Genomic DNA, 5,783 nt, shown 5'->3' with positions numbered 1-5,783 from the left:
GACCTGGGTGGCTGTCGCCTGTGGTGCCGGGGCCGTCGGGGGTGTCGCAGCCGCCGTGCCCTTCGTCAGCACCTTCCAGCCCTCCGAGCGCGCACGTGCCGCCGGGGCGGCGGTCGAAGTGGACATCAGCGACCTGAAGCCGGGCGAGAAGAAGACGGTGGAGTGGCGCGGCAAGCCGGTGTGGATCGTCAAGCGCACCCCCGAGCAACTCGCCACGCTGCCGAAGAACGATGCGCAGCTGGCCGACCCCAATTCGCAGCGCAAGCCCGACGAGCTGACGCCCGAATACGCGCGCAACGAGAACCGCTCGCGCAAGCCCGACGTCCTGGTGGTGGTGGGCATCTGCTCGCACCTGGGCTGCTCGCCCAGCGACAAGTTCCAGGCCGGCGCCCAGCCTTCGCTGCCCGACGACTGGACGGGCGGCTTCCTGTGCCCCTGCCACGGCTCGACCTTCGACATGGCCGGCCGCGTCTACAAGAACAAGCCCGCACCCGACAACCTCGAAGTGCCGCCGCACATGTACTTGTCCGACGCCCGGCTGTTGATCGGCGAAGACAAGAAGGCCTGAGCCCCGAGCACTCCGGAGAACAACGACATGGCTGAATTCAAGCAAGCGCCCGCCAATGCCTCCGTGGGCGTCAAGCTCATGACCTGGGTCGACAACCGCTTCCCCGCCACGAAGATGTGGAACGAGCAGTGGGGGCAGTACTACGCACCGAAGAACTTCAACTTCTGGTACTTCTTCGGCTCGCTCGCGATGCTGGTGCTGGTGATCCAGATCGTGACCGGCATCTTCCTCGTGATGCACTACAAGCCCGACGCGGCGCTCGCCTTCGCCTCGGTCGAGTACATCATGCGCGACGTGCCCTGGGGCTGGCTGATCCGCTACATGCACTCGACGGGCGCCTCGGCGTTCTTCATCGTCGTCTACCTGCACATGTTCCGCGGGCTGATGTACGGCAGCTACCGCAAGCCGCGCGAGCTGGTGTGGATCTTCGGCTGCGCGATCTTCCTGTGCCTGATGGCCGAGGCCTTCATGGGCTACCTGCTGCCGTGGGGCCAGATGTCGTACTGGGGCGCGCAGGTCATCGTGAACCTGTTCGCCGCGGTGCCGTTCGTCGGCCCCGACCTGGCGCTGCTGATCCGCGGCGACTACGTCGTCAGCGACGCGACGCTGAACCGCTTCTTCAGCTTCCACGTGATCGCGGTGCCGCTGGTGCTGCTCGGCCTGGTGGCGGCGCACCTGATCGCGCTCCACGAGGTGGGCTCCAACAACCCCGACGGCATCGAGATCAAGGCCAGGCGCGGCCCGGACGGCCACCCGCTGGACGGCATCCCCTCGCACCCGTACTACTCGGTGCACGACATCTTCGGTGTCGCCGGCTTCCTGCTGATCTTCAGCGCGGTGGTGTTCTTCGCGCCCGAGTTCGGCGGCTACTTCCTCGAGTACAACAACTTCATCCCGGCCGATCCGCTGAAGACGCCGGCGCACATCGCCCCGGTCTGGTACTTCACGCCGTTCTACTCGATGCTGCGCGCGACCACCACGCTGATGGTGCAGGTGCTGTCGGGCATCATCGCCGTGGCCACCGTCGCGGCCCTGCTCAAGGGCAAGTTCGGCGGCGCCGCCAAGCTCGCGATGGCGATCGTGGCGGTCATCGCGGTCGCGCTGCTGAACGTGTTCGATGCCAAGTTCTGGGGCGTGGTGGTGATGGGCGGTGCCGTCATCATCCTGTTCTTCCTGCCCTGGCTGGATCACAGCCCGGTCAAGTCGATCCGCTATCGCCCCGACTGGCACAAGTACGTGTACGGCGTGTTCGTCGTGTTCTTCCTGATCCTGGGCTACCTGGGTGTGCAGCCGCCGTCGGAAATCGGCAACTACGTGTCGCAGGTCGGCACGCTGCTGTACTTCGGCTTCTTCCTGCTGATGCCGTGGTGGAGCCAGCTGGGCACCTTCAAGCCCGTGCCGGACCGCGTGACCTTCCACGCCCACTGATCCACACCACCGAGAGCCCCGGAGAGAACACCATGAAGAAACTCCTTCTCACGCTGCTGGCGAGCCTGGCCCTGGTGGGCGGTGCGGCGCAGGCTTCGGAGGGCGGCGTGGCCTGGGACAAGTTCCCCTCGGCCAAGACGACCGACCTCGCGGCGCTGCAGAACGGCGCCAAGCTGTTCGTCAACTACTGCCTGAACTGCCACTCGGCGGCCTTCATGCGCTACAACCGCATGCGCGACATCGGCCTGACCGAAGAGCAGATCAAGGCCAACCTGCTGTTCGCGACCGACAAGGTCGGCGACACGATGAAGGCCTCGCTCGACCCGAAGCAGGCCAAGGACTGGTTCGGCGCGCTGCCGCCCGACCTGTCGGTGATCGCCCGTTCGCGCGCCGRCATCGGCAAGGGATCGGGTGCCGACTACCTGTACACCTACCTGCGCACCTACTACCGCGACGACACCAAGGCGACCGGCTGGAACAACCTGGCCTTCCCGAGCGTGGCGATGCCGCATGCGCTGTGGGAACTGCAGGGCCAGCGCGTGGCGAAGTTCGTCGAAGAGAAAGACCCGCACGACGAGGCGAAGTCGGTGCACCGCTTCGCCGGCTTCGAGCAGGTGACGCCCGGCAAGCTGAGCGCCAATGACTATGACGAGGCGGTGGCCGACCTCGTCGCCTATCTTCAGTGGATGGGAGAGCCGGCCCAGGGCCAGCGCGTTCGCGTCGGCGTCTGGGTGCTGCTGTTTCTCTCCGTGTTCGTCGTCATCACCTGGCGCCTGAACGCGGTTTACTGGAAAGACGTGAAATAACGATGTGATTTCGCGCCCTGGGCCGCACGACGGCCCGGGTCGATGACGCAGCGGGCTGCCCGAAGGCATGCCTGCTGCGTTTGTGTTTTGACCTCTGCCTCCAAGGAGCCACCACCATGATGGTGCTTTACTCCGGAACGACCTGCCCTTACTCGCATCGTTGCCGCTTCGTCCTGTTCGAAAAAGGCATGGACTTCGAGATCCGCGACGTCGATCTCTTCGCCAAGCCCGAAGACATCGCGCTGATGAATCCGTACAACGAGGTGCCCATCCTCGTCGAACGCGACCTCATCCTGTACGAGTCGCACATCATCAACGAGTACATCGACGAGCGCTTCCCGCACCCGCAGCTGATGCCGGGCGATCCGGTGGCGCGCGCGCGCGTGCGGCTGTTCCTGCTGAACTTCGAGAAGGAGCTGTTCGCGCACGTCAACGTGCTCGAGTCGCGCGGCCTGAAGCCGAACGACAAGCAGCTCGAGAAGGCGCGCGCGCAGATCCGCGACCGCCTGACCCAGCTCGCGCCGATCTTCCTGAAGAACAAGTACATGCTGGGCGACGACTTCTCGATGCTCGACGTGGCCATCGCGCCGCTGCTGTGGCGCCTGGACTACTACGGCATCGACATGTCGAAGAACGCGGTGCCGCTGCTGAAGTACGCCGAGCGCATCTTCTCGCGCCCGGCCTACATCGAGGCACTGACGCCGTCCGAGAAGGTGATGCGCAAGTAAGGCGCGGTTCCAGCATGGCCTCCACTCCCACGGCACCGGGCAACGCCGGCTCGTCGACCCGGCCCTACCTGATCCGTGCGCTGCACGACTGGTGCACCGACAACGGCTTCACGCCGTACCTGGCGGTGTTCGTCGGCCGCGGCGTGCAGGTGCCGTCCGAATACGTGAAGAACAACGAGATCGTGCTCAACGTCAGCTTCGAGGCCACCACGGCCCTGCAGCTCGGCAACGAGATGATCGAGTTCAAGGCACGTTTCGGCGGCATTGCGCGCGAGATCGCGGTGCCGGTGGACCATGTCATCGCGATCTATGCGCGCGAGAACGGGCAGGGCATGGCGTTCCCGATGCCCAGCGAATCGGCGGCCGGGACGGCCGGCGAGTCGGATGACGGCGTGCCGGCCGATCGCCCGGCCGGCGGCGGCCTGCGGCTGGCCACCACCGAAGGCCATGCCGAGCCGGCCGTTGCCGCGCCGGCCCGCGAGTCGGATGAAGACAAACCGCCCGAACCTCCTGCGGGCGGTGGCGGGCCGCGTCCGGCGCTCAAGCGCATCAAATAGAATTCCCGCCTCAAGCCCTTGTAGCTCAGCTGGTAGAGCAGCGGTTTTGTAAACCGAAGGTCGCGGGTTCGATTCCTGCCGGGGGCACCACCCATCCATCAACCACCTGACACACGTCAGGCCTCAGGTTGATTGAACCTTCACCCGTATTGCAGTAACCTGCCAGCCCCGGGCGTGGAGTGTCTGCTCCATCCGGGGCAGCAGCTGGCGCAGCTTGGAGGCGACCGCAGAGTTGGCCGCAAGCAGAGACCAGCCCTCATCGTCGACCGGCCCGGGCTTCACATGCAGGGCCAGTGTGGGCGGCAGACAGTTTCGTACCGCATCGAAGCGTGCATTCGACTCCTGCAGCAAGCGCTGCAAGTGAGCCAGAGGCGCACTTCGGCTCAGGGCCTCTTCGATGCGCAAGGCGTTGGGGGTGACCGGGGATGTCTTCGGTTTCACCGGAAGGAGTTTAGCGATGCAGATCCTGATCACGCACGGCACCCTGGCCCGAACGCGGGTGTTGCGCTTCAACCGCTTCCAGGCCTTCGGGGCGCTGGTCGGGTTGGCGCTGGTGCTGATGCTGCTGTCGGGCACCATCTACCACGTGGTGTTCCTGAAGGCCGCCCGCGAAGGCTGGCCGGTGGTCAGCCAGATCGTCCGGCTGGTCGTGCGCGATGAATTCGCCCAGCGCGACCGCTTCGTGCGCGAGAACCTCGACGCGATGGCGCAGAAGGTCGGCGAGATGCAGGCCAAGCTGATCAAGCTCGAGGCGATGGGCGAGCGGGTCTCGGGCCTGGCCGGTATGAAACCGGAAGAGTTGAAACAGATCGTGCCGGCCGCGGTGTCCGGCGGACAGGGCGGCCCGTTCGTGCCGGCCCGCACGCCGTCGTTCGACCAGCTGAACGGCATGGTGTCGTCGCTGGACGAGGCGGCCGAGCAGAGCACCGACCTGTTCACGATGGTCGAGTCGCGCCTCTTCGAGCAGCGCATGCAGCAGCTGATGGTGCCCAACAGCCGGCCGATCGACGTGCAGGTCGGCTCGGGCTTCGGCTTCCGCACCGATCCCTTCACCGGGCGTGCGGCCTTGCACACCGGGCTCGATTTCCCGACCGACGTGGGCACGCCCATCATGGCCGCGGCCGGCGGCGTGGTGCGCTCCACCGACGTGCRCCCGGCCTACGGCAACCTGCTCGAGATCGACCACGGCAACGGCCTGGTGACCCGCTATGCGCACACCTCGCGCATCGCGGTCAAGACCGGCGACCTGGTCCGGCGCGGCCAGGTCGTGGCCTACGTCGGCACCACCGGCCGCTCGACCGGCCCGCACCTGCACTTCGAGGTGCTGGTCGAGGGCGTGCCGCAGGATCCGGCGAAATTCCTGGCCGGCGGGGCCCAGGCGGCCGCCAAGGGCGCTGTCCRTCGCTGAACGCCGCTGCATCCGGCAACGCCCCGGCCACGCTGGCGCCGGCCGCTTGCCGTAAAATCCGCCGCTTTCGCTGATCGTGCGCCGGGCTTGTAAAGGCGGGCCGCACCCTCAGCTCATCCCAGCCCTCCACGAAGTCGGCCGGTTCGCGAGTCGGCCCGTTCGCAAAACAACGCGGGAGCCCGCGGCTGCCTTCCCGTACCAACCCCTGACGCTGCATGTTGCCCAAGCTTCTCACCCAGATTTTCGGTAGCCGCAACGACCGCCTGCTCAAGCAGTACCGGGTCGTGG

Annotated in this window: 7 protein-coding genes and 1 tRNA gene; 7 read left to right on the top strand and 1 reads right to left on the bottom strand. The window is 66.3% G+C overall.

Features of this window, described 5'->3' with window-relative positions:
* Nucleotides 1–7: 7 nt before the first annotated feature.
* From petA to AC1D01_RS18030, 6 genes are all read left to right on the top strand, one after another.
* The gene (petA, locus tag AC1D01_RS18055) at nucleotides 8–568 is read left to right on the top strand and encodes a ubiquinol-cytochrome c reductase iron-sulfur subunit (protein WP_477868643.1); all 561 of its coding nucleotides are present in this window, start codon (nucleotides 8–10) and stop codon (nucleotides 566–568) included.
* 27 nt (nucleotides 569–595) lie between these two features.
* A complete protein-coding gene (locus tag AC1D01_RS18050) occupies nucleotides 596–1,996 on the top strand; it encodes a cytochrome b (RefSeq protein ID WP_477868641.1) in 1,401 nt (466 codons plus the stop codon).
* Nucleotides 1,997–2,028: 32 nt separating this feature from the next.
* Nucleotides 2,029–2,802, top strand: a complete 774-nt coding sequence (locus AC1D01_RS18045; protein WP_477868639.1) for a cytochrome c1 — start codon at nucleotides 2,029–2,031, stop codon at nucleotides 2,800–2,802.
* A gap of 116 nt (nucleotides 2,803–2,918) precedes the next feature.
* A complete protein-coding gene (locus tag AC1D01_RS18040) occupies nucleotides 2,919–3,530 on the top strand; it encodes a glutathione S-transferase N-terminal domain-containing protein (RefSeq protein ID WP_047500858.1) in 612 nt (203 codons plus the stop codon).
* Between the two features lie 14 nt (nucleotides 3,531–3,544).
* Nucleotides 3,545–4,087, top strand: a complete 543-nt coding sequence (locus tag AC1D01_RS18035; RefSeq protein WP_477868637.1) for a ClpXP protease specificity-enhancing factor — start codon at nucleotides 3,545–3,547, stop codon at nucleotides 4,085–4,087.
* A gap of 14 nt (nucleotides 4,088–4,101) precedes the next feature.
* Nucleotides 4,102–4,177 (top strand) — tRNA-Thr (locus tag AC1D01_RS18030).
* A 33-nt stretch (nucleotides 4,178–4,210) separates the two neighbouring features.
* On the opposite strand, the gene AC1D01_RS18025 is transcribed toward AC1D01_RS18030, so the two are convergent.
* On the bottom strand, nucleotides 4,211–4,528 hold the full coding sequence (locus AC1D01_RS18025; protein ID WP_156154650.1) for a DciA family protein: 318 nt from the start codon (nucleotides 4,526–4,528) through the stop codon (nucleotides 4,211–4,213).
* 16 nt (nucleotides 4,529–4,544) lie between these two features.
* Between AC1D01_RS18025 and AC1D01_RS18020 the strand changes: the two genes are divergently transcribed.
* Nucleotides 4,545–5,495, top strand: coding sequence for a M23 family metallopeptidase (locus AC1D01_RS18020; RefSeq protein ID WP_477868635.1), 951 nt, complete (start codon nucleotides 4,545–4,547; stop codon nucleotides 5,493–5,495).
* Nucleotides 5,496–5,783 lie beyond the last annotated feature (288 nt).

Source organism: Rhizobacter sp. P3_B12 (assembly GCF_056402895.1).
This window is presented reverse-complemented; position numbering and strand designations above follow the sequence as displayed.

Coding starts and splice junctions, on each gene's coding strand:
- AC1D01_RS18040 (WP_047500858.1), top strand. CDS start 2,919: ATGATGGTGCTTTACTCCGGAACGACCTGCCCTTACTCGCATCGTTGC.
- AC1D01_RS18035 (WP_477868637.1), top strand. CDS start 3,545: ATGGCCTCCACTCCCACGGCACCGGGCAACGCCGGCTCGTCGACCCGG.
- AC1D01_RS18050 (WP_477868641.1), top strand. CDS start 596: ATGGCTGAATTCAAGCAAGCGCCCGCCAATGCCTCCGTGGGCGTCAAG.